Source organism: Streptomyces sp. BI87, from assembly GCF_025957665.1.
GTDB classification, from domain to species: domain Bacteria; phylum Actinomycetota; class Actinomycetes; order Streptomycetales; family Streptomycetaceae; genus Streptomyces; species Streptomyces albidoflavus.
In genome coordinates, this window is record NZ_CP110079.1 from 390,453 (window position 1) to 412,037 (window position 21,585).

The following is a 21,585-nucleotide window of genomic DNA, read 5'->3' on the forward strand; positions in this document are numbered from 1 at the left end:
AGAGAACGGAACATGACGAACGCGGCCGAACGGCTGGTGGATCTGCTGGACCTGGAGCGGATCGAGGTCAACATCTTCCGGGGGCGCAGCCCCCAGGAGTCGCTGCAACGTGTCTTCGGCGGCCAGGTCGCCGGCCAGGCGCTGGTCGCGGCCGGGCGGACCACCGAGGGCGACCGGCCGGTCCACTCGTTGCACGCCTACTTCCTGCGGCCCGGCAGGCCCGGGGTGCCGATCGTGTACCAGGTGGAACGGGTGCGCGACGGCCGGTCGTTCACCACGCGCCGGGTCACCGCGGTGCAGGAGGGCCGGACGATCTTCAACCTGACGGCCTCCTTCCACAAGCCGGAGGAGGGCAGCTTCACCCATCAGCTGCCCCCGGCCCGGGTGGTGCCGGACCCGGAGACGCTGCCGACCGTCGCGGAGGAGGTCCGCGAACACCTCGGCGAACTTCCCGAGGCCCTGGAGCTGATGGCGCGCCGCCAGCCCTTCGACATCCGGTACGTGGACCGGCTGCGCTGGTCGCCCGAGGAGATCCAGGACGCGGAGCCGCGCAGCGCGGTGTGGATGCGCGCGGTCGGTCCGCTCGGCGACGACCCGCTGGTGCACACCTGCGCCCTGACGTACGCCAGCGACATGACGCTGCTGGACGCCGTCCGCATCCCCGTGGAGCCGCTCTGGGGCCCGCGCGGCTTCGACATGGCCTCGCTGGACCACGCCATGTGGTTCCACCGCCCCTTCCGGGCCGACGAGTGGTTCCTGTACGACCAGGAGTCCCCGGTCGCCACCGGCGGACGCGGCCTCGCCCGCGGCCGGATCTACGACCGCGACGGCAACCTCCTCGTCTCGGTCGTCCAGGAGGGTCTGTTCCGGGAGCTCTCCCGGTGAGCGCGACGGAGCAGGCCGGGCAGGCGCCCGGCCGCCCCGAGGGCCTGGCCGACCGGCTCGGCGCCGCGGTCCGGCTGCGCGAGGACGGCCGGTCCGAGGAGGCCCGTGAGCTGCTGGTGCGGCTCGGGGCCGAGCACCCCGAGGACGCCGAGGTCGCCTACCAGACGGCGTGGGCCCACGACGTGCTGGGCCTGGAGGCGGAGGCGGTGCCCCACTACCGGCGGGCGCTCTCCCTGCCCGGGCTGTCCGAGACCGACCGGCGCGGGGCGCTGCTCGGTCTCGGTTCGACCTACCGGGTGCTGGACCGCGCCGAGGAGGCGGTGGCCACGCTCAGCGGCGGGGTACAGGAGTTCCCGGACGACGCGGCGCTGCGCACCTTCCTCGCCATGGCCCTGTACAGCGCCGGCCGCCCCAAGGAGGCCCTGGAGCTGGCGCTGACGGTGGTGGCCGACACCAGCGCCGATCCCGGGGTCACCGCCTACGAGCAGGCGATCCGGCACTACGCGAGGGATCTGGACGACCTGTCCTGACCGCGCGGGGCGTGCCGGGCGCGCTCCTGTCGGTGCTTGCGGGCGGGGCCGGTGAAGCCGGGGCCCGGGGGCTGGGGCGGGCGCGTCGGTGTGGGCCTGCGCAGCCGCCCGGCCGAGCGCCGGACACGCGGGACACAGTGCGGTGTTCGCGCCGTCGTCCGGGCTTCGTCGAGCAGTTCGGCGAACTCGGCCGCGTACTGCTCCGTCTCGGGGCCGGGGCGTGCCCGGGTGAGGGGTTCGAGAAGGTGCTCGGCGGCTCCGCTCCTCGCCCGGGCGAAAAGCGGGCGGGGCCGGGCGGCGTCGAGGCGCCGCTGTTCGTCGGGGGTCAGCAGCGCGGCGGTGTGGGAGCGGGGCAAGGGCGCGGCCACGGCGGCGGCCCGCTCCCAGGTGGTGCCGGCGCGGCCCAGGCGCTCGGCCAGGACCCGGCGGCGCCAGGTGCGGGGCCGCGCGTCGTCGCCGGTGGCGAGGAGTTGACGCAGGGGCGGCGGGAGCTGGCCCGTCAGGTGGGGTGCCTGGTGGCGGCGGACGGCGCGGAGTTCGTCGGCGAGGTAGCGCCAGACGACGCAGTGGTAGCGGTTGAGGTGGCAGCGGACCGGGGTGAGCAGGCCGAGCCGGGCGAGCTTCGCGAAGCGTTCCTCGGTGATGCCGAGCAGCGCGGCGCCGTCCCGCGCCCCGGTCGTGGCCACCTGGGCGCGCAGGCCGTCGGGTCGGTCGACGGAGGGGAGCAGCCTCCGGATCTCGGAGGCGGGCACCTTGGGCCGCTCCCCCGGTTCCCCGGCCCCCTCGGTGGTGGCGAGGAGGCCGAGCCCGACGGCTGTCTCGATCTCGCTCCGCCGCAGTCCGAGCGCGCGGGCCGCGGCCTCGGCGCTCAGCGGTGGCCCCGCGTCGGGCGGTCCCGGTGGCACGGTCCACGGCTGGGGTGACGGGCCGTGAACGGCGCGCGGCGCGGGTACGGCTGACGGCAGGTCGGTTTGCGGCATGACGGTTCTCCCCGTGAGCGGTGCTTTGCCCTGGAAAAGAACCGTAACCGCGTCCCGGCGATCTCGCCGAGCCTGTGGATAACTCCGCCGGCCCCTGCAACGCCGCAGGTCAGCGGCCGAGTAGTCCGCCCGGCCGGCTCTCCGGGATGCGTACGTCCACGCCGAGGTGTTCGCCCACCCGGTTGACGAGGAGCGTCATCTCGTAGGCGACCAGGCCGAGGTCGGCGTCGGCCGAGCTGAGGACGCACAGGCAGCTGCCGTCGCCCGCGGCGGTCACGAAGAGGACCGCGTCGTCGAACTCGATCATCGTCTGCCGGACCCCGCCGGCCCGGAAGTGCTGGCCGGAGCCCTTGGCGAGGCTGTGCAGTCCGGAGGAGACCGCCGCGAGGTGCTCGGCGTCCTCCCGGGCGAGGCCGCTGCTGGCCCCGGTGACCAGGCCGTCGTTGGAGAGGACGAGGGCGTGGCGGACGAAGCTCACCCGCTGGGTGAGGTCGTCCAGCAACCAGCCGAGTCCCTTTTTCTGTGCCATGATCCGGTCTCTCCCCGTGTCCGTCCCCCCCTGACCGGAGGATCTGGTCCGCAAGCCTTCACCACTGCCGCCGTCCGGGCAAGCATGATGGGGAGATGGCTCAGAAGATGACTGAAGCAGCATGGCGCGCATTCGTCTCGGAAGGCACGCGGACCGCCAAAGTGGCCACGGTACGGGCGGACGGGAGCCCCCATACCGCCCCGGTCTGGTTCGTTCTGGACGGCGGGGACGTGGTGTTCAACACGGGAGCGGCCACGGTGAAAGGCCGCAATCTGGCCCGGGACGGCCGGGTGGCGCTCTGCGTGGACGACGAACGGCCCCCGTTCTCCTTCGCGGTGCTCCAGGGCAGGGCCGAGCTGAGCGAGGACCCGGCCGAAATGCTGCACTGGGCGACCCGGATCGCCGCCCGCTACGTCGGCGAGGACAAGGCCGAGGAGTTCGGCGCCCGGAACGCGGTGCCCGGTGAACTCCTGGTGCGGGTCACGGTGGAGAAGGCCACGGCCATGGCCGACCTGACCGACTGAGCACGCTCGCGCCCCCGCCTGCGGACGGTCACCCCACGGCGGCCAGCAGGCGGGCGGCGTGCTGCCGTCCGGCGTACTCCACCAGGCTGACCAGGACGTCCCGGACGGCTTCGCGGTCGCGGGCGTCGCAGAGGACGACCGGGGTGCCGGGGTCGAGGTCGAGGGCTTCGGCGATGTCGTCGCCCTGGTGGCTGCGGAGGCCGCCGAAGCAGTTGACGGCGACGACGAAGGGGATCTCGCGGTCCTCGAAGTAGTCGACGGCCGGGAAGCAGTCGGGCAGGCGGCGGGTGTCGGCGAGGACGACCGCGCCGAGGGCGCCGTGGGCGAGGTCGTCCCAGAGGAACCAGAACCGGTCCTGGCCGGGGGTGCCGAAGAGGCAGAGGGCCAGTCCGTCCTTGAGGGTGATCCGGCCGTAGTCCATGGCCACGGTGGTGCCGCCGGTGCGGGGGCCGGGGCTGCTCGGCTCGGCCTCGGTGCGCAGCGGGCGTATCTCGCTGACCGCGCCGACGAGGGTGGTCTTGCCCGCCCCGAAGCCGCCCGCGACGACGACCTTCAGGGTCATCGGCGGTTCACCGGCGCGGGTGGCGGTGGGCTGCACTGCGTTCATCGGCGCTCTCGTCTCCGGGCGGTGTGTCGGGGTGGGCTCCCCTGGCTCCGGGACGTTAGCCGCGCGGGTGGCGGGCGGCGGGGGCGCGTTTCGGAAGCGGTCGCAAACTGCCGGGGCCTGTCGGACCGCGATCACCGGGGGACAGCCGATGGCCACGCTGGCGGCGCCGCGGCGAGGGATCATGGGCGCATGAGCCACGATCACACACACGTACGGGAGTTCTTCACGCCGCGCGCCGCCACCTGGGACAGCCGTTTTCCGGACGACGGGCCGGCGTACGAGGCGGCCGTGCGGGCGCTCGGGCTGCGCGCGGGCGATGCGGTCCTGGACGCCGGGTGCGGGACCGGCCGGGCGCTGCCCGCGCTGCGCGCGGCGGTGGGCGCGGCGGGGGCGGTGCTGGGCGCCGACCTGACGGAGGCGATGCTGGCCGAGGCGGTCCGGGCGGGCCGGCGGGAGGCGGGGGCGCTGCTGCTGACGGACGCGGAGCGGCTGCCGGTGCGGACCGGGGCGCTCGACGCGGTCTTCGCGGCCGGGATGATCTCGCACCTCGCGGACCCCGTGGCCGGGGTCCGCGAGTGGGCGCGGGTGGTGCGTCCCGGTGGCACCCTGGCGCTCTTCCACCCGGTCGGCCGGGCCGCGCTCGCCGCCCGGCGGGGGCGCACGCTGACCCCGGACGACCTGCGGGCCGAGGCTCCCGTCACGGCCCTGCTGGAGGCGGGCGGCTGGCGGGTCCGGTCGTACGCAGACGAGCCGGACCGGTATCTGGTGCTGGCCGGGCGGACGGGCTGAGCTGCCTCAGCTCTCCTCGGCCGCCGCCTCGGCCGCCCGTGCTTCGGGAGCCGCCTGGTGCGGGACGGGGCAGCCGCGCACGCCGGGGACCGGGAAGGTGCCCAGTTCGGCGACGCGGTAGCCGTCCGGGTACCCCTTGATCTCCGGGTTCTGCCGGGCGTAGTGCGGCACGACGCGCGGGCTCATCAGCCGGACCGCCCGGCCGCGCAGCCGTACGGCGCCCCGGACCAGGCGGCGGGTGAGGGGGCTGGGGTGGTCGTAGCGGAAGGCGTCGAGGAGCGGGTCGTCCAGGAGGGCGAGGGTGGCGGTGCGCAGCAGCGGGGCGAGGGGCTTGGGGTACCAGGACGCCATCAGGTTCAAGGTGGCGTCGGAGACGGTGCGGGCCTTCTCGTCCCAGCCGAAGTGGGCGCGCTCGTAGGAGTCGAGGCACTCCTCGAAGGCGGCGTAGTCCTCGGGGAGGTCCTGGATGCCCATGTGCCGCCCGAGGGTGCGGTAGTACGCGGCGGCGGCCTCGGCCTCGTGGCGGGAGAGACGGCGCCAGCCGTACCGGTCGATCCAGCGCTTGGGGACGACGACGAAGGTGCACAGCACGTACCGCATGTCGTCGTTGCTGATGTCGTAGCTGCGGTGCATGCGGTTGATGCGCCGGATGGCGGTGCGGCCCTGTTCGTGGTCGAAGCCGTGCTCGACGACGGCGTCGAGGAGGAGTGAGGTGTCGTCGTACCGCTTCTGGGTGCGTTCGGTCAGTTCGGCGGTCTCGGCGAGGAGACGGCCGATGCTGGGGACGGCGTAGGTGCGGTAGAGGGCGAGTTCGAGGGCGCGGGTGTAGTCCCAGGGGAACTCCAGGGCCGCGGTGAGCCGGTAGATCTCGAGGTGGTCCTCGGCCGGGTCGAGCGTGCGGATGTACCGGAGCCGGTCGAAACGCTGCACGGGCTGCCCCCTTCGGTGGTGGGGGCTCAACTCTACGGTGTGCCACGGTTGGTGTCACAGCGTCACGTCGTTCTCGCCGGAGGCGGGCGGGGGCGGGTTCGGTGAACGTCCCGGAACGGTGGCCGCGGGGCTCTCGACGCCTGGGTTACCGGCTGGTTAAGGTGCGCCGACGACAGCGCGGGACCGATGACGTGGGGAGCTGCCATGGCGGACGTCGAGGACGGCGAGGACTCGCTCTACGTGCTGACCGCGATGGTGGTGACCCCGGGCCGCTTCCCGGGGGTCTTCGGCGACGACTATCCGGCGGCCTGTGCCGCGCTGGGGCTCCTCCCGGCGGCCGACGGCTACGGGCTGGTCCTCGGCCAGGACGGCGCGGGGGCGCGCTGGACGGTCGTGGTGGACGATGTGCCGCTGGTCGCGGTGGCGATCGCCGCCTGGGACTGCGGTATGGAGTACGACCTGTCGCCGCGTGAGGAGACCGTGGTGGCCGCCCTGCCGGGGTGGCCGGTGGAACTGGCGGTGCAGGCGCCCGGGGTACCCGCGCCGCACGACCCGGAGCCGGAGGGCGACCTGGCGGGGCTGCCGAGGCTCGCGCCGCCGGACGCCGGAGGGTGGGGCGGGCCGCAGCGGCGGCTGGGCGCCGACGAGATCGCGCTGCGCTGGGCCCAGTGGCGCGAGGAGACGGACACCTCGGAGTTCACTTCGTCCGGCCCCCAGGAGGGGCAGGACGAAGCGGCTCCCGCCGAGATCACCCACGCGCACCCCGGGGTACGCCGGGCGCTGGGCGAGGCACACGGCTACCTGGAGTCCCCGCCTCCGCCGGGCCGGGTGCGTTCGGCCTTCGCCTCGGGCGAGGCGCGGACGCTGCGGGTCGACGGGCCGGGCTGGTCGCTGGTGGCGCGCACCGACGACATCGCCTTCGTGCTGCTGGACGAGGAGCCCGCCCAGGTGCTCCCGGTCGGCCGGGGAGATCGGCTCCCGGCGCTGCTGGAGGGGCTGGCGGCGCTGGCGCCGCCGGAGAGCTGAGGCGGGGCCGGGGGCCACACCGCTCCCGGCCGCCGTGTGTGGTTCCGGGCCATGGTCCGGCCCGCGGGCCCGCCGCACGATGGGGCGCTCACAGCGTCACAACGTGCTGCCCGGGAGGCAAGCCATGGAGATTTTTCGCAGGGTGCGACGGACGAGGACCGGGTCGGAGGGAGGCTCCGGCGCCCCGCGCGGCCCCGTCACGGTCCTGCTGGCCACCGCCCTGGCGGCCGTCGCGGTGACCGGCGCGGCACCGGCCTCCGGAGCCGGCCCCGAGCGGGGCTCGGGGTGCGCGGGGCCGGAGCGGCTACGGGTGCCGGGGGCGGAGCACCAGCGCCTGGCGTGTCTGGTGGACCTGACGACGGCGGGGCTGGCCGGGACCGCGTACACGGACATGGCGGACCAGGCGGGGCTGACGGCGGCGGGGACGCGGAATCCCTCGGGGGTGCCGGGGCGGCAGGTGGACGGGTACTTCCCGGACGACTCCTCGTTCAACACGACGCACGGCTGGAACCACGACGCGCAGTTCGTGATCCGGCTGCCCGAGCGGTGGAACGGCGGGCTGGTGGTGACCGGCGCCCCCGGCACCCGCAAGCAGTACGCGACGGACACCGCCATCTCCGACCATGTGCTCTCCCTCGGCTACGCCTACGCGGCGACCGACAAGGGCAACAGCACCGTCGACTTCTACCGGGACGGGAAGCGGCCCGGTGACGCGGTCGCCGAGTGGAACCGGCGGACGACGGAGCTGACCCGGGCGGCGAAGAAGGTGGTGGCCCAGCGGTACGGGAAGGCGCCGCGCCGCACCTACGTCACCGGGATCTCCAACGGCGGATACCTGGCCCGCTGGCAGCTGGAGAACCGGCCGGAGCTGTACGACGGCGGGGTCGACTGGGAGGGCGCGCTGTGGACGGCCGACGGGCCGAGCCTGCTGACCTCGCTGCCGACGGCGGTGGCGCACGGCACCGGCGCGGCCGACGACGCGGCGATGTACCGGGCCGGATTCGCGCGGGGCTCGGAGTTCCTGTGGGAGTACCACCGCACCGCCTACTGGGGCGTCACGCAGAAGACGTACCGGGCGGAGTTCGACCCCTCGTACGACCCGGCCTGTCCGGGGGCCTCGGCCGGTTCGACGGTGGAGGAGATCCTGGCGCCCTGCGCCTCGGACGCCCGCTACGACCTCGGGCGGCGTCCGGCCCCGGTGCGGCGGGCGCTGGAGAAGGTGGCGCTGACCGGGCGGATCGGCAAGCCGATGCTGACGCTCCACGGCGACCTGGACACCCTGCTGCCGCTCGCCGCCGACTCGGCCGTCTACACCCGGATGATCGACCGCGCGGGCGCCGGGCGGCTGCACCGCTTCTACACGGTGGCCGACGGCACCCACACCGACGGCCTGTACGACACCCATCCGGACCGGCTGCGGCCGATCCTGCCCTGCCACCGTTCGGCCTTCGACGCGCTGACGGCGTGGGTGGAGCGCGGCACACCGCCGCCGGCCGACCGGACCGTGGCCCGGCCGTCCGGCGGGGACGTGGTGAACTCCTGCCCGCTGCGCTGAGCCGCGCCCCCGCTCAGCGCCCGATCTCGCGGCGCCCGCGGTTGCGCAGCCGACGGCGCTGCGAGGGGTCGAGGGTGAGGTAGGCGGCGGCCGGGATGCCCAGCACGATCAGGAGCGCGGCCCACCAGGGCAGCCAGATCAGCAGGAGCAGGCCGACCGCCACCCCTCCCACGGCGATCTTGGTGTTCGTCGACATGTCGATGACCTCCTCGGTGGCGGGGTCCGCCGTCTGTGGTGACAACGCGGCGCCCGCGCCGCTGGTTCCAGTGTGCTCGCATCCGCGCCGCGGGGCTTCGCGGATCAGGCGGCCGGGCGCAGACCCTCACCCACCTCGTGGAGGTGGGCGAAGACCTGGCGGTACGAGTCCACGGCCCCGGTCTCGGTGTACGGCACGCCCAGCCGGGCGCAGTGGGCGCGGACCAGCGGCTGGGCCAGGCGCAGGTGCGGGCGGGGCATGCTGGGGAAGAGGTGGTGCTCGATCTGGTAGTTGAGACCGCCGAGGAGCCAGTCGGTGACGGGGCCGCCGCGGATGTTGCGCGAGGTGAGCACCTGGCGGCGCAGGTGTCCCCAGCGCGGTCCTTCCGGGTCGGGCATCTCCATGCCCTTGTGGTTGGGCGCGAAGGCCAGGCCGAGATGGAGGCCGAAGAGTCCCTGGTGGACGGCGGCGAAGGCGAGCGCCTGCCAGGGGGTCAGGAGGACCAGCAGCAGGCCGGTGTACCCGGTGACGTGCGCGGCGAGCAGGCCGCCCTCGACGAGGCGGACCCGCCAGGGGTGGTTGCGCAGGTCCTGGAAGCCGTAGACCTTCAGGGCCATGCCTTCGAGGAGGGTGAGGGGGAGGAAGAGTCCGGCCTGGTGGCGGGTGAGCCAGGCGCGGAAGCCGGTGCGGGTGACGGCCTGGTGGCCGGTGAAGACGAGGACGTCGGCGGCGACGTCCGGGTCCTTCTCGGTGTGGTTGGGGTTGGCGTGGTGGCGGTTGTGCTTCTCGTTCCACCAGGCGTAGCCCATGCCGAGGAGCAGGTTGCCGTGGACGAGCCCGATGAGGCGGGCGAGGCGCCGGTCGGCGGTGATCTGGGAGTGGCCCGCGTCGTGGCCGACGAAGGCGGTGCGGGCCGAGAGGACGGCGAGCGGCGGGGCGAGGAGCAGCGCCCACCAGCTCTCCCCCAGCAGGGCCACGCCGGTGAGGACGGCGGCCAGGGCGAGCAGGTTGAGGGTGATGGTGCGGACGTACCAGCCGGTGCGGTGCTCCAGCAGGCCCTGGCCGCGCACCTCGCGCAGCAGGGGGCTGAACTCGCTGCCCGGCGCGGGTCCGGCCGGGGTGAGGGGCGGGCGTGGGGCGGGGGCGGCCGTCTGGGTCATGGGGTCTCCGGTTCTGCGTGGGGGCACGGCGGTGCGTGCCCGTGGCGGCGGGCGGGCTGGGGTGGGGCGGGGCACGAGGGTGTCGGGGCTCCGCTCGCCGGTGCGCGGCGGTCCGTCTCCGACGGCCTCACGCTACGGAGCGCGGCGGGCCCGGCCCATGGCGCAAGCCTCCGGAACGGTGCGGGGGAGAACGCCGCGAGCGGCCGGGGGAACGACCCAGCAAGGGGGTGGTGGTAGCCCCACCACGGCACCGGTGCGGCAGTGGCCCGGATCACAGGCGCGGAACGGGCTTCCCGGGTTCCGGTGCTGTACCCTCGGCCGCTCAGCAGCAGGTAGTCAAATTTGAGGAATTGCCATCGCCGTGCAGATGTGCCCTGCCTTCTCCCCCGCCGAGGTCCGTGCCCTGTCGGCCTGTGCCGCGGTCTTCGTCCCGGGCGACCCGGCCCGCGCCGGGTCCCTCGCGTTCTTCCCGGCGGAGGGCTCCGGCCCGCCCGAGGTGCCCGGCGCCCAACCGCGGGAACTCTCCCTGGTCCTCCCCGACGAGGACGGGACCCTGCGCGTCCGGCCGGTTCACGCGACGCTGCTGCCCGTGGCACGGGCGCTGCCCGTGCTGACCCGGGCCCGGGTCCACGACGACGCCCATCCGTCGACCGCCTTCTGGGGCGGCGCCGTCCTGCTCGCCCTCGACCTGCTCGCCCGGGGCCTGCTGCTGCCCGGCCTCTCCCCCGCCGACCACGACGCGTGGCGGTGCGGCCCGCTGGGCCCCGGCGAACTGGCGCGGGTCCGCGAACTCGCCGCCTCCATGCCCCCGGTGGCGCACTGCGGCCCGGTCGCCGCGCCGCCCGGGAGCGACGCGGCCGAGCTGCCGCTGGCCGAACCGGAGCGACTGCTGCGGCACTTCCTCGACGCCGTCGCCGACACCCTGCCCCGCACGGCCGCCGCTCCGGCCCTCACCGGGAGCGACGCCTACACGGCCGGGCCGCCGCAGCACCTGCCCGGGCAGCGCGCCTGGGCCGCCGACGTGGCCGCCGGGCACGACGCGGGGGTACGCCTCTCGCTGCGGATCGAGACGCCCGCCGGGGCCGGGGACGAGGAGACCGGCGCCGAGGTGGTGGGCGCCTTCCGCGCGGTGCTCCAGCTGCACAGCCTCAGCGACCCGGGCCGGATCGCCGACGCGGCGGAGGTCTGGGCCGCTACCGGGGCGGACGACGGGGCGTTCGGGCCGCGCGCCCGGGTCGACGCGCTGCTCGCGCTGCGCCGGGCCGCCGGGGCGTGGGCGCCGCTGTCCCCGCTGCTGGCGGCGGGGGTGCCGGACACGGTGGAGCTGGCCGACGAGGAGGTCGCGGAGCTGCTGGGCGAGGGGCAGAAGGCGCTGGCCGGTGCCGGTGTCGAGGTGCACTGGCCCCGGGAGCCGGCGCGCGAGCTGACGGCCCGGGGCGTGGTCGGCCCAGGCGGCGAGGCGGCGGGCAGGCAGGACGCGGGGGCGGGGTTCCTCTCGGCCGACTCGCTGCTCACCTTCAGCTGGCGGTTCAGCCTCGGCGGCCGAGGGCTGACCCGCGAGGAGCTGGACGTACTGGCGGAGGCGAAACGGCCCCTGGTGCGGCTGCGCGACCAGTGGGTGCTGATCGATCCCGCGCAGGCCGGCCGGGCGCGCGACCGGCGGGACCACACCCTCGCGCCGATGGAGGCGGTGGGTGCCGCGCTGACCGGCGCCGCCGACGTCGGCGGCGAGCGCGTCGAGGTGCGGGCCTCGGGCGCGCTGGAGGAGCTGCGGGCAAGGATCGCCGATCCGCACCGGGCCGAGCCCGTCCCCGTACCGGAGGGGCTGGCGGCCACCCTGCGCGACTACCAGCAGCGCGGGCTGAGCTGGCTGGCCGGGATGACCTCGCTGGGGCTCGGGGCCTGCCTCGCCGACGACATGGGCCTCGGCAAGACCGTCACCCTGATCGCCCTCCACCTGCACCGCCAGGCCGACCCGGCCACGGCGGGGCCGACGCTGGTGGTGTGCCCGGCCTCGCTGATGGGCAACTGGCAGCGGGAGATCGAGCGGTTCGCCCCCGGCACCCCGGTCCGCCGGTACCACGGCGCCTCCCGCGCGGCCGCCGGCCTGCCGGCGGAGGGCTTCGTCCTCACCACGTACGGGACGATGCGGCTGGACGCGGCCGCGCTGGCCGGTGCGGGGTGGGGAATGGTCGTCGCCGACGAGGCGCAGCACGTCAAGAACCCGTACTCCTCGACCGCCCGTCGGCTGCGGGCCATCCCCGCGAAGGCGCGGGTGGCGCTGACCGGTACGCCGGTCGAGAACAACCTCTCGGAGCTGTGGGCGGTGCTCGACTGGACCACGCCCGGGCTGCTGGGCAGGCTGGGCACCTTCCGGCGGGTCTACGCCCGCGCCGTCGAGTCGGGCGACGACCCGGCGGCCGCGCGCCGCCTGGCCCGGCTGGTGGGTCCGTTCCTGCTCCGGCGCCGCAAGTCCGACCCGGGGATCGCCCCGGAGCTGCCGCCGAAGACGGAGACGGACCACGCGGTGGGTCTGACGGCCGAACAGACGGGGCTGTACGAGGCGGTGGTCCGCGAGACGCTGGCCGCGGTGGCCGCCGCCGACGGCATGGAGCGGCGCGGCCTGATCGTGCAGCTGCTGACCTCGCTGAAGCAGATCTGCAACCACCCCGCCCAGTACCTGAAGGAGGACCGGCCCCGGGTCGGCGGCCGTTCGGGCAAGGTGGAACTGCTCGACGAACTCCTCGACACCATCCTGGCCGAGGGCGCCGGGGTGCTGCTCTTCACCCAGTACGTGCGGATGGGCCGGCTGCTGGAGCGCCACCTCGCCGCGCGCGGGGTGGCCACCCAGTTCCTGCACGGGCAGACGCCGATCCCGGCGCGGGAGGAGATGGTGCGGCGGTTCCAGGACGGCGAGGTACCGGTCTTCCTGCTCTCCCTCAAGGCGGCCGGGACCGGCCTCAACCTGACCCGCGCGGAGCACGTGATCCACGTCGACCGCTGGTGGAACCCGGCGGTCGAGGCGCAGGCCACCGACCGCGCCTACCGGATCGGGCAGACCCGGCCGGTGCAGGTCCACCGGATCGTCACGGAGGGCACCATCGAGGACCGCATCGCCGAGCTGCTGGTCCGCAAGCAGGCGCTGGCCGACGCGGTGCTGACCGGCGGCGAGGCGGCCCTGACCGAGCTGAGCGACGCCGAGCTGGCGGAACTGGTCACCCTGCGGACGGCCACCCGGTGACCGGCACGGCCACGGACGACGGGACCGCGGAAGGGCAGGAACGGGGATGACGGAGGAGTACGGCATGAGGGACGAGGCCGAGGAGTCCGGCGGGCAGGGCGCCGCCGGGAGCGAGGAGCGGACGTTCGCCGCGCTGCCCCCGGCGCACGGGCGCGCGTTCGCCACCAGCTGGTGGGGGCAGTCGTGGCTGCGGGCGCTGGAGGAGACGGCGCTGGACCTGGGGCAGTTGAAGGCGGGGCGGCGGCTGGCGCGCGCCGGGGCGGTCGGCGCGGTCTCGGTCCGGCCGGGGCGGATCACGGCGGTGGTCCAGGACCGCGCGGGCGCCTACCGGGCGGACGTGGTCTGGGAGCCGCTGTCGGCACAGGGCTGGGACCGCTTCGTGGACATGGCCGTCGAACGGGCCGCGCACATCGCGGCGCTGCTGGACCGGGAGATGCCGCCGCACCTGGTGGAGGACGCGGCCCAGGCGGGTGTGGACCTGCTCCCCGGCATCGGCGATCTGGAGCCGTCCTGCACCTGCGAGGCATGGGACCACTGCGGGCACACGGCGGCCCTCAGCTACCAGATGGCACGGCTGCTCGACCAGGACCCGTTCGTCCTGCTGCTGATGCGGGGACGCCCGGAACGGGCCCTGCTCGACAGCCTCCAGGTGCGCGGCGCCCCGCACTCCGGCCCCGCGTCGGCCGCTCCGGAGGAGGGCGTGGCCGCCGGTGAGGCGTACGCCCTGGGCGCGCTGCTCCCGCCGCTGCCGCCTCTGCCGCAGCCGCCGGAATACGCAGGCGAGGGCCCGAACCTGGACACGGAGGCGGCCCCCGCCCCCGGGGTCGACCCCGGCCTGCTCACCTTCCTCGCCGGCCAGGCGGCCGAGGAGGCCCGGCGGCGGCTGGCACGCGCCGTGGGACCGGACCACGCCGGTACGCCGGTGGAGGCCGAGCCTCCGCTCACCGCGGACGCGGTACGGCTGGCGGCGGCCCGGCCCGGTCCCGAGGCGTCCGGACGGCTCGCCGAGGCGTCGGGGCGTAGCCGGGAGGCACTGGAACTGGCGGTACGGGCGTGGGAGTTCGGCGGGCCCCCGGCCCTGCGGGTGCTGGAGGAGGACGAGCCGTTGGGTGCGAAGGAGGCGGTGCGGGCGCGCGCGGCGCTCGACGCGGCGTGGGAGGAGGCCGAGCGCCCCGCGTTCCGGGCGGCCAGGGGCCGGTGGACGCTGCCGGACGAGGGCGTCCAGGTGCGGTACGCGCCGGACGGCCGCTGGTGGCCGTACCGGAAGGAGCGCGGGCGGTGGACCCCGGCGGGGCCGCCGGTCCTGGACCCGGCCCAGGCGCTGGCGCTGGCCAGGGCCGGGGAGTGAGCGGTGGGGGCCGACCGCTCCGGTCCGCAGGTCCGGGGCGTGTACCGGCGCGCGGGGCCGCTTCGGCCCGTGCGCCGCGAACGTCCGGCCGCGCTCTCCCCCCGGCGGGCGATTGAAGGGTGATCTTGGTTCGGCGACCGTGGGGGACATGGCTTCAGGGGCCCGGACCGCGGCCGGAACCCCGGGAGCGCGCCGCCGGGGCGTCCGGCGGCCGGCGCGCGGCCACGGCGGTGGGACCCGCCGTGCCGTGTCCACACCACAACGGGAGAGCACATGTCCACCAGCAGGCTGAAGCGCACACTGAGGATCGCCGGAACGGGGGCGGCCCTGGTGGGGGCCCTGGCGATCGGAGCCGGACCGGCCCAGGCGGCGACGGCGGTCGTCGCCTGGACCCACGGCAAGGTGCACGCGGGACCGGCCCTCGGGGAACGGGTCGTCAGCCACGTCAACAACGGCTACAGCTACACCGGCCTGTGCTGGCTGGAGGGAGACCTCGTCAACGACAAGGGCATCTCCAACCGCAACTGGGTCCGGTTGCAGCTGAACAGCGGGGGGATCGGTTACGTCAGCGCCATCTACCTGAAGGGCAACGACAAGGGCAACGTGCCCAACCACTGCTGACCCCCTCGACCGGCGTCCTCCTCCCGCCGGTCCCGACGGCGCCGCCCGCTTCCCGGGCCGGCGCCGTCGGCGTGTGCGGTCAGCCTCCGAAGCCCGAGGGCCAGTCCGAGGGCAGCGCCTCGGTCGGGAAGTCGCTCGGGAGTTCCGTGGGGAAATCCGAGGGGAAGCCGCTCGGGAACTCCGTCGGGAAGTCGGAGGGGAAGTCCGAGGGCCAGGCGGTCGGTGCCTCGTCCGGTTTCGTCTCCTCCGGTTCCGGGAGCTCCTCGGAGGTGGTGGCCGTCGGCTGCGGGCCGGAGGGCGGCCGGTCGTCCTCCTCGTCGCGCCCGGCGAGCAGGATCAGGACGAGGGCGATGGCGGCCACGGCCACGGCGGCCGCGATCAGCATCAGCAGGCCACGGCGCCGGCCGCCGTCGCCCGGCGGGGGCGGCGGCCAGGGCCCGCCCTGGTGGCCGCCCCCGCCGGAGCCGAAGGCGAGCGTCCCGGGCGCCCCGGGGTCGTCGGGGCCCGGCACGGGCGGGCCGGGCGGCGGCGGCACCGGCTCACGGCCGGATCCGCCGTCGCCGGGCGGAGGGGTCGGGGGCTGGGGTGGTTCGGGCGGGGTGGCCATGACACCAGGTTCGCCTGATGCCCTGTCAGGTGGCCACCCCTGGGCGGGAATCGCGACAGACCCCGGACAACTTCGGACCGCCGGGCGGAGCGGGGGTCCGCCCGGCGGCCGTACGGGACCGGGGGTCTGGTCAGCCCCGGGCGGCCAGCAGGTGGTCCATGGCCAGCTGGTCGAGGCGCTCGAAGGCCATGCCGCGGGCGGCGGCCTCGTCCGCGTCGAACTCCTCGAAGGCCGAGCGGTCGGCGAGCAGTCCGGCGAGGCCGTCCTCGGCGGTGGGCAGGGCCAGTTCGGGCAGGCGGGCGGCGCGCAGCGCCTCCTGCACCTCGGGGTCGGCGCGGAAGGCGGCCGCCCGCTCCTTGAGGATCAGGTAGTTGCGCATGCAGCCGGCGGCCGACTCCCAGACGCCCTCGATGTCCTCGGTGCGCGGCGGCTTGAAGTCGAAGTGCCTCGGCCCGTCGTACCCGGCGGTCTCCAACAGGTCGACCAGCCAGAACGCCGACCTGAGGTCACCGGCGCCGAACCGCAGGTCCTGGTCGTACTTGATGCCGGACTGGCCGTTGAGGTCCAGGTGGAAGAGCTTGCCGGACCACAGGGCCTGGGCGATGCCGTGCGGGAAGTTGAGTCCGGCCATCTGCTCGTGGCCGACCTCCGGGTTGACGCCGTACAGGTGGGGGCGCTCCAGGCGCTCGATGAAGGCGAGGGCGTGGCCGATGGTGGGGAGCAGGATGTCGCCGCGCGGCTCGTTGGGCTTCGGCTCGATGGCGAAGCGCAGGTCGTAGCCCTGGTCGAGGACGTACTCGCCGAGCAGGTCGAAGGCTTCCTTCATCCGGTCGAGGGCGAGGCGGACGTCCTTGGCGCCGCCCGACTCGGCGCCCTCGCGGCCGCCCCAGGCGACGTAGGTGGTGGCGCCGAGTTCGGCGGCGAGGTCGATGTTGCGCAGCGTCTTGCGCAGGGCGTAGCGGCGGACGTCGCGGTCGTTGGCGGTGAAGCCGCCGTCCTTGAAGACGGGGTGGGTGAAGAGGTTGGTGGTGGCCATCGGGACCTTCATCCCGGTGGCGTCCAGAGCCTGCCGGAACCGCTTCACGACCGCCTCGCGCTCGGCGTGCGAGGCGCCGAAGGGGATGAGGTCGTCGTCGTGGAAGGTGACGCCGTGGGCGCCGAGTTCGGCCAGCCGGTGCACCGAGGTGACCGGGTCCAGGGCGGGCCGGGACGCGTCGCCGAACGGGTCGCGGCCCTGCCAGCCGACGGTCCACAGGCCGAAGGTGAACTTGTCCGCGGGGGTGGGCTGGTACGTCATGGAGCGGCTCCCTGAAAGGTATTCGTTCGCGGCGTTGACAAATTACTGGCGCCAGGGCGGGATGGGAAGGGGCCGGGACGGTCGACCCGGGAGGCCGGGCGTGGCAGGCTCGGCCCACCACCCCGGACACAGCCGTCCGCACGCGCCCCGGCGCGCGGCGGCCCACCAGCAGAGACGGAGAGGCCGATGTCAACCGCCGAGGGTCCGCTCGTCGTCGGAATCGACAGTTCCACCCAGTCCGCCAAGGCCCTCGTGGTCGACGCGGGGACGGGCCGGGTCGTCGCGACCGGCCAGGCACCGCACCGCGTCACCACCGGCGCCGGCCGGGAGAGCGACCCGCGCGACTGGTGGTCGGCGCTGACCGAGGCGGTGCGTGCCTGCGGCCCCGCCGCCCACCGGGCCGCCGCCGTCTCGGTCGGGGGCCAGCAGCACGGCCTGGTCACCCTGGACGCCGAGGGCTCCCCCGTCCGCCCGGCGCTGCTCTGGAACGACGTGCGCTCGGCCCCGCAGGCGCGCCGCCTGGTGGCCGAACTCGGCGGTCCGCAGGTCTGGGCCGACCGGATCGGCAGCGTCCCCGGCGCCTCCTTCACCGCCGCCAAGTGGGCCTGGCTGGCCGAGCACGAGCCCGAGGCCGCCCGCGCCACCGCCGCCGTCCGCCTCCCCCACGACTACCTCACCGAGCGGCTCACCGGACGCGGCACCACCGACCGCGGCGACGCCTCGGGCACCGGCTGGTGGGCGGGGCAGAAGGAGGCGTACGACGACACGGTGCTGGAGCTGATCGGCCTCGACCGGGGGCTGCTCCCCGAGGTGGTGGCGCCCGGGGAGGTCGCGGGGACGGTCCGCGAGGGCGAGCTGCCCTTCGCCCGGGGCACCCTGGTCGCCGCCGGGACCGGGGACAACGCGGCGGCCGCGCTCGGCCTCGGGCTGCGCCCCGGCACCCCGGTGCTGAGCCTGGGCACCTCCGGCACGGCCTACGCGGTCTCCACGCACCGGCCCGCCGACCCGACCGGGACCGTCGCCGGCTTCGCCGACGCCCGGGGCGACTGGCTGCCGCTGGCCTGCACCCTCAACTGCACCCAGGCCGTGGACCGCGTCGCCGCCCTCTTCGGCCTGGACCGCGAGGCGGTCGAGCCGGGCGGCTCCGCCACCTTCCTGCCCTACCTCGACGGCGAGCGCACCCCCAACCTCCCGCACGCCTCGGGCCTGCTGACGGGCCTGCGCCACGACACCACCCCGGGCCAGATCCTCCAGGCCGCCTACGACGGCGCGGTGCACTCCCTGCTCGACGCCCTCGGCCTGGTCCTGGACGCCGACGCCGACCCGGCCGAGCCGGTGCTGCTCATCGGCGGCGGGGCGCGGGGCACGGCCTGGCAGGAGACGGTGCGGCGGCTGACGGGGCGTCCGGTGCGGGTGCCGCGCGCCGCCGAACTGGTCGCGCTCGGCGCCGCCGCCCAGGCCGCGGGGCTGCTGACCGGCGAGGACCCCGCCGCCGTGGCCCGCCGCTGGGGCACCACGGACGGCCCGCTGCTGGACCCGCTGCCCCGCGACGAGGCGACGGCGGAGCGGATCGCGGGGGTGGTGCGGGACGCGGGGGCGCTCTGGGCCGAGGACTGAGGCCGACGCGGGTCTCGTCCGACCAGCAGCCCCGCGAAGAAGCGCAGGCGGAGCGCCAAGGGACGCAGGGCGGCCCAGGCGCCGGGCCGGCGGGCGTCGTTCGGCTCGCGGGGTGGCGGTCCGCCTTCTGGTGGGGCGGAGGCGGCGTCCGGGACGCCGGTGATGTCGGTCATGTCGTGTCCCTGGAGGACGGCGTGCGCGCGGCACGGGGCACACGCGCGACCGGCGCGGTGGCGGGTGCCGGACGGGGCCGGTTCGTCCGGCACCCGGTCAGGGTCGGACGGAACGCGGCACGGGCAGCGGGAGACCGGCCCGTGCCGCACCGTACGGCGCGTGCGGGGACCGGCCGTACGCGCCGGGCGGTCCACGTCGCGACACGGCGTCGCGGAGCAGCCGGACAGCCGGGTGCTGCTCGTCCGCGGCGACTGCGGGCACGCCCGGCGGCCGTTGCGGAAGCCGGCCGGGGACAAGTCTCCGGAAGGGCCGGAGCAGGGCGGTGTGCGTGGCGTGCGCGAGTTGGACGGACGCGCGTTCACCACGCGCCAGCCACCACGCGCACCCCAGGGCGGCAAGCAGGTGCGCCGCCGCTTCCATGGACAGGGCGTCCGTCGTCGCCGGCCCGTCCGTCGGTGGAGCCCATCCGGCCGCCGCCGTCGCCATGTGCCGGGCGTCCGTACCGGAACGGTGCGGCTCCCGGGCGTGTCCGGAGAACGCGTGCGCCCCGGTGAGCACGAGGTGGAGCACGAGCTGGGAGGCGACCGGGCCCGCGCCGGTCGCGGCCGTCCCCCGGGCACGGCCCGCGGCGCACCAGGCGGCCACGGCCAAGGGCGGGAGCGCCGCGAGGCGCACCCACGGCGGGACGGGGTGCGAGGAGGACAGCGCGTGACCGGCCCCCGCGAGGCTGACGCACACCGCGGCGAAGAGGACGGCCCGCACGGCGCGCACGACACGGCGGGTACGGCTCACAGGGAGGCACTGCGGCAGGGAAGCGCGGGTTCCGCACCGGTGCGAGACCGGCATGTGCGGATCGTTCCCGGGAACGCCCGGACGGCGAACCACGGGAGCATGCCCCCGCACCCCCTACCCTCCGGTCATCTACGCGCGTACCGTGCTGTCGTCACCGCGCCCGCGCGCACGCCCGGCTCGCGGTGCCACCCGCACCCTCTGTACGCGCGCCACCCCCGCCTCGGTGCCCCATGCCCGGGGCGGGGCGGTTCAGCGGGCTGCCGTGGCGGCGGCCCGGTACCCCCCCACCGAGAGGCAGGACCGCCGTGGAACGTCCCCCAAGCTCCGTCGCCCGCAGAAGACTGCTCAAGGGTGCGGCCGCCCTGCCGGCCGTGCTGCTCGCCGGCTCGGCCGGGCCCGCCTTCGCGGGCCGGGTGGAGGCCCAGCAGCGCCCGGACGCCGACTGGGTGCCGGCCGCACCCGGCAACTACACGGTCGCCAACCGGCCGCGCCAGTACCCGGTGGACTTCGTCGTCATCCACGTGACGCAGGAGACCTACGCCGACACCCTCGGCATCTTCCAGAACCCGGCCAAGAAGGTCTCGGCCCATTACGTGGTGCGCTCGGCCGACGGCCGGGTCGCCCAGTGCGTGCGCGAGGCGGACGTCGGCTGGCACGCGGGCAACTGGGACTACAACACCCGCAGCGTCGGCATCGAGCACGAGGGGTGGGTCGACAAACCGGAGTACTTCACCGACGCGATGTACTCCGCCTCGGCCGCGCTCACCGCCGCGATCTGCGACTCGTACGCCATCCCGAGGACGCGGGCGCACATCATCGGCCACCACGAGGTGCCCGGCGCCACGCACACCGACCCCGGTCCGCTGTGGGACTGGGACCGGTACATCAAGCTCGTCAAGGCCGCCTGAGCGGTCCCCGTGTGGGGTGCGTGCGGCGGCGCGCACCCCACGCGGGGGCTCCGGATCACCAGGTGACCAGGAGCCGTTCCGGGCTGCGTGAGGTGCCGGCCGGGCGCCAGCGGACCGGCTTCTCCGGTTCCGCGAGCCGCAGTCCGGGGAAGCGGTCCGCCAGCCGGTGCAGGGCCAGGTGGAGTTCGAGCCGGGCGAGCCAGGCGCCCAGGCAGTAGTGGGGTCCGGCGCCGAAGGCGAGGGTGGGCGCCGGCAGCGGGGTGAAGAGGGCCTCGGTCTGCGCTGCGGGGAAGACCGACGGGTCGCGGTTGGCGGTGGTGGAGTCGGCGAGGACCACCGCGCCGGCCGGGATGAGGACGCCGCCGACCTCGGCGTCCTCGTTGGCGCAGCGGGTGCTGCCCGGGTCGTCGCCGAGCGGGATCAGGTGGAGCAGGCGGGCGGCGGCCAGCTCCGCCGAAGCCTCGTCGGCCAGCCGGGGCCAGACCTCCGGCCGTTCGCCGAGCAGGTAGAGCAGGGAGTTGCCGAGCATCGTCATGGTGCTGTCGTGGCCGCCCGCCACCAGGCCGCAGACCAGGCTGACGAGGCGGTCCTCGGGAATACCGCCCTCGGCGTCGGCGGCCCGCACCAGGCTGCTGACCAGGTCGTCGCCGGGGGCGCGGCGCCGCTGGGCGAGCAGCCGGGCGCCGAAGGCGGAGAACTCCGCGAGTGCCGCGTCCACCTCGCCCTGGGGCCGGGTGCCGTCGGAGAAGGCGTGTTCGCTCCAGTGGCGCATCCGGCCGCGCACCGAGGCATCGAGGCCCATCAGACGGCTGATCACGGCGACCGGCAGCGGCAGGGTGAACTCGGCGACGGCGTCCACCGGTCCGCTCCGCGCGGCCAGGTCGTCCAGCAGCTGGTCGACGATCGAGGCGATCCAGGGACGCCACCGGGCGACGGCCCTCGGGGTGAACGCCCGCCGCAGGGTCCGGCGCAGCCGCAGGTGCTCGACGCCGTCCTGGTTGAACATCAGCTCCGGGTCGTCCACCAGTCCCGCCGCCTGGGAGCGGGAGGGGCCGTCCTGGAGGTAGAGCCCGGCGCGGCCGAACCGGCTGTCGCTGAGCACCTGCCGTACGTCGGCGTAGCGGTCGACCAGCCAGCCGGGGGAACCGTCGGGCAGGGTGCACGGCCGGGGCGGTCCCGGCTCGGCGGGCGCCCGGCGGTGGAGCGGGGCGAGTGGCGGAACGGCCTCGGCGGGGGCGGGGGATGCGGCGGACAAGGTACCTCCGGGCG

20 protein-coding genes are annotated in these 21,585 nt (G+C 75.5%); 11 read left to right on the forward strand and 9 right to left on the reverse strand.

The window, feature by feature from the left end; all coding sequences use genetic code 11:
- The first annotated feature begins 12 nt into the window (after nt 1-12).
- Nucleotides 13-885 carry an acyl-CoA thioesterase gene (locus OIM89_RS01630; protein ID WP_217467541.1) on the forward strand — a complete coding sequence of 291 codons (873 nt, stop codon included), beginning with the start codon at nt 13-15 and terminating at the stop codon, nt 883-885.
- Nucleotides 882-1,415, forward strand: a complete 534-nt coding sequence (locus OIM89_RS01635; RefSeq protein WP_217467540.1) for a tetratricopeptide repeat protein — start codon at nt 882-884, stop codon at nt 1,413-1,415. The genes OIM89_RS01630 and OIM89_RS01635 overlap by 4 nt, the downstream gene beginning before the upstream one ends.
- On the opposite strand, the gene OIM89_RS01640 is transcribed toward OIM89_RS01635, so the two are convergent.
- Nucleotides 1,385-2,395, reverse strand: a complete 1,011-nt coding sequence (locus OIM89_RS01640; protein WP_030696939.1) for a DUF6397 family protein — start codon at nt 2,393-2,395, stop codon at nt 1,385-1,387. The two genes, OIM89_RS01635 and OIM89_RS01640, sit on opposite strands and share 31 nt — an antisense overlap.
- Before the next feature lie 109 nt (nt 2,396-2,504).
- Nucleotides 2,505-2,924, reverse strand: coding sequence for a roadblock/LC7 domain-containing protein (locus OIM89_RS01645; protein WP_003952166.1), 420 nt, complete (start codon nt 2,922-2,924; stop codon nt 2,505-2,507).
- A gap of 95 nt (nt 2,925-3,019) precedes the next feature.
- On the opposite strand from OIM89_RS01645, the gene OIM89_RS01650 reads away from it, so the two are divergent.
- Nucleotides 3,020-3,448 carry a PPOX class F420-dependent oxidoreductase gene (locus OIM89_RS01650; protein ID WP_030696940.1) on the forward strand — a complete coding sequence of 143 codons (429 nt, stop codon included), beginning with the start codon at nt 3,020-3,022 and terminating at the stop codon, nt 3,446-3,448.
- A gap of 28 nt (nt 3,449-3,476) precedes the next feature.
- On the opposite strand, the gene OIM89_RS01655 is transcribed toward OIM89_RS01650, so the two are convergent.
- Nucleotides 3,477-4,055: a GTP-binding protein gene (locus tag OIM89_RS01655; RefSeq protein WP_047466707.1), complete on the reverse strand. Its 579-nt coding sequence runs from the start codon at nt 4,053-4,055 to the stop codon at nt 3,477-3,479.
- 189 nt (nt 4,056-4,244) lie between these two features.
- Here OIM89_RS01655 and OIM89_RS01660 point away from each other — a divergent pair, with 189 nt between their 5' ends.
- Nucleotides 4,245-4,844 carry a class I SAM-dependent methyltransferase gene (locus OIM89_RS01660; RefSeq protein WP_264490907.1) on the forward strand — a complete coding sequence of 200 codons (600 nt, stop codon included), beginning with the start codon at nt 4,245-4,247 and terminating at the stop codon, nt 4,842-4,844.
- Nucleotides 4,845-4,850: 6 nt separating this feature from the next.
- On the opposite strand, the gene OIM89_RS01665 is transcribed toward OIM89_RS01660, so the two are convergent.
- Entirely contained in the window at nt 4,851-5,774 is a 924-nt protein-coding gene (locus OIM89_RS01665; RefSeq protein WP_047466703.1) for an oxygenase MpaB family protein, read from the reverse strand.
- A gap of 204 nt (nt 5,775-5,978) precedes the next feature.
- Between OIM89_RS01665 and OIM89_RS01670 the strand changes: the two genes are divergently transcribed.
- Both OIM89_RS01670 and OIM89_RS01675 read left to right on the forward strand, forming a co-directional pair.
- A complete protein-coding gene (locus OIM89_RS01670; protein WP_030696944.1) occupies nt 5,979-6,800 on the forward strand; it encodes a hypothetical protein in 822 nt (273 codons plus the stop codon).
- A gap of 142 nt (nt 6,801-6,942) precedes the next feature.
- Nucleotides 6,943-8,355, forward strand: a complete 1,413-nt coding sequence (locus OIM89_RS01675) for a tannase/feruloyl esterase family alpha/beta hydrolase (RefSeq protein WP_264490908.1) — start codon at nt 6,943-6,945, stop codon at nt 8,353-8,355.
- A gap of 13 nt (nt 8,356-8,368) precedes the next feature.
- Here OIM89_RS01675 and OIM89_RS01680 read toward each other — a convergent pair whose 3' ends face one another.
- Together OIM89_RS01680 and OIM89_RS01685 are read right to left on the reverse strand one after the other, a co-directional pair.
- On the reverse strand, nt 8,369-8,551 hold the full coding sequence (locus OIM89_RS01680) for a hypothetical protein (protein WP_047466699.1): 183 nt from the start codon (nt 8,549-8,551) through the stop codon (nt 8,369-8,371).
- Nucleotides 8,552-8,655: 104 nt separating this feature from the next.
- Entirely contained in the window at nt 8,656-9,711 is a 1,056-nt protein-coding gene (locus OIM89_RS01685; RefSeq protein ID WP_264490909.1) for an acyl-CoA desaturase, read from the reverse strand.
- A gap of 361 nt (nt 9,712-10,072) precedes the next feature.
- Between OIM89_RS01685 and OIM89_RS01690 the strand changes: the two genes are divergently transcribed.
- The 3 genes from OIM89_RS01690 to OIM89_RS01700 all read left to right on the forward strand — a co-directional run bounded on the left by OIM89_RS01690 (nt 10,073) and on the right by OIM89_RS01700 (nt 14,921).
- The gene (locus tag OIM89_RS01690) at nt 10,073-12,952 is read left to right on the forward strand and encodes a DEAD/DEAH box helicase (protein WP_264490910.1); all 2,880 of its coding nucleotides are present in this window, start codon (nt 10,073-10,075) and stop codon (nt 12,950-12,952) included.
- A 64-nt stretch (nt 12,953-13,016) separates the two neighbouring features.
- Nucleotides 13,017-14,300, forward strand: a complete 1,284-nt coding sequence (locus OIM89_RS01695; RefSeq protein WP_030697681.1) for an SWF or SNF family helicase — start codon at nt 13,017-13,019, stop codon at nt 14,298-14,300.
- A gap of 273 nt (nt 14,301-14,573) precedes the next feature.
- Entirely contained in the window at nt 14,574-14,921 is a 348-nt protein-coding gene (locus tag OIM89_RS01700) for a hypothetical protein (RefSeq protein ID WP_030697682.1), read from the forward strand.
- Nucleotides 14,922-15,000: 79 nt separating this feature from the next.
- Here the strand turns inward: OIM89_RS01700 and OIM89_RS01705 are convergent, their stop codons facing one another.
- Entirely contained in the window at nt 15,001-15,528 is a 528-nt protein-coding gene (locus OIM89_RS01705) for a hypothetical protein (protein WP_030697683.1), read from the reverse strand.
- A gap of 130 nt (nt 15,529-15,658) precedes the next feature.
- Nucleotides 15,659-16,825: a xylose isomerase gene (gene xylA, locus OIM89_RS01710; protein ID WP_030697684.1), complete on the reverse strand. Its 1,167-nt coding sequence runs from the start codon at nt 16,823-16,825 to the stop codon at nt 15,659-15,661.
- 186 nt (nt 16,826-17,011) lie between these two features.
- Here xylA and xylB point away from each other — a divergent pair, with 186 nt between their 5' ends.
- Together xylB and OIM89_RS01720 are read left to right on the forward strand one after the other, a co-directional pair.
- On the forward strand, nt 17,012-18,442 hold the full coding sequence (xylB, locus tag OIM89_RS01715) for a xylulokinase (protein WP_047466694.1): 1,431 nt from the start codon (nt 17,012-17,014) through the stop codon (nt 18,440-18,442).
- Nucleotides 18,443-19,713: 1,271 nt separating this feature from the next.
- Nucleotides 19,714-20,316: an N-acetylmuramoyl-L-alanine amidase gene (locus OIM89_RS01720; RefSeq protein ID WP_030697687.1), complete on the forward strand. Its 603-nt coding sequence runs from the start codon at nt 19,714-19,716 to the stop codon at nt 20,314-20,316.
- 55 nt (nt 20,317-20,371) lie between these two features.
- On the opposite strand, the gene OIM89_RS01725 is transcribed toward OIM89_RS01720, so the two are convergent.
- Nucleotides 20,372-21,571: a cytochrome P450 gene (locus OIM89_RS01725; RefSeq protein WP_030697688.1), complete on the reverse strand. Its 1,200-nt coding sequence runs from the start codon at nt 21,569-21,571 to the stop codon at nt 20,372-20,374.
- Nucleotides 21,572-21,585 lie beyond the last annotated feature (14 nt).